Below are 579 nucleotides of genomic sequence, written 5' to 3' on the forward strand. Positions count from 1 at the left end.
TCCTGGCAGGGCATCCTTGCCCCCGCCCGCACGCCACCGGCGATCGTCGCCGCGCTGAACCAGGCCATCGCGGCAACGCTCGCCGATCCCGCCGTCGCCGATCGCCTGACCGGCCTGGGCTTCACCATCACCGCGCTGCCGCCCGCGGAGTTCCGCGTCCGCGCCGCCGCCTCCAGCGCACAGGCCGCACCCGTCATCCGCGCCATCGCCGAGCGCTCGCCCCGAGGCTGAACCCATGACCGGCATCGCGGCGGAGCTCGTGGGGTGGGCTACTCCACGCGGATGTTGTTCGCCCGGATCACCTGGGCATAGGTGTCGGCGTACCGCCTGATCTCCGTGCCGAACTGCACGCCGGGACGGGCGAGGATGGTAAAGCCGGTCTCCTCCAGCCTTCCCTTCACCTCCAGCCGCGCCAGCGCCGCGATCCAGAGCGCTTCCAGCCGCGCCCTTGCCGTCTCCGGAACGTCCGAGCGCATCAGCAGCCCGAACCAGCTGTCGGACAGCACGAGGGGAAAGCCCAGCTCCGCCATGGTCGGCACGTCCGGTAGTTCGCGCGTGCGCGCCCCGGCCGAGATGGCG

The 579-nt window shown here is 72.2% G+C and carries 1 protein-coding gene and 1 pseudogene; one reads left to right on the top strand and one right to left on the bottom strand.

What is annotated here, in order from left to right; genetic code table 11:
- The coding region (locus tag AC1DWF_RS36950) for a tripartite tricarboxylate transporter substrate-binding protein (protein ID WP_476843392.1) at positions 1-231 on the top strand (231 nt) is incomplete at its 5' end.
- Between the two features lie 38 nt (positions 232-269).
- On the opposite strand, the pseudogene AC1DWF_RS36955 reads toward AC1DWF_RS36950, so the two are convergent.
- Positions 270-579, bottom strand: a pseudogene (locus AC1DWF_RS36955) (hypothetical protein); the annotation flags it as partial.

It is taken from the genome of Aminobacter sp. P4_D5, from assembly GCF_056401815.1.